1 protein-coding gene is annotated in these 306 nt (G+C 57.8%); it reads right to left on the reverse strand.

Annotated features, from left to right (window positions below):
* A partial coding sequence (locus GPK90_RS19835; RefSeq protein ID WP_215703594.1) for a relaxase family protein occupies nucleotides 1-306 on the reverse strand: 306 nt, incomplete at both ends.

Raw genomic sequence — 306 nt, forward strand, 5'->3', positions numbered from 1 at the left:
CAGCCGGAAGCTGATACCGCCGCCCCGAACCGTCTTGACCTCATACCCGGCCCGCTTCATCAAATTGAGAAATTCGTCCAAATCAGCGGGGCGTTCCGCCAACGCAGTATCAATGGCAAGGCGCAGCCTGTCCTGATAGGAAAGCGGCCCTTTCCGGTCTTTCTGCCACTCTCCATAGTTCCGATACTTGCCCTTGCTCCGGGGCTTCGGGTTCTCCACGATGGATAGCCCGTTTTCAAGGCACAGCCTGTCAGAGAGCCGCCGAAGGGCGAAGCTGGAGCCCCAAAAATTTCGGAATTTCCGGGT

The sequence above is a fragment of the Clostridium sp. MCC344 genome, assembly GCF_018785365.1.
In the GTDB taxonomy this organism is placed as follows: domain Bacteria; phylum Bacillota; class Clostridia; order Lachnospirales; family Lachnospiraceae; genus Pilosibacter.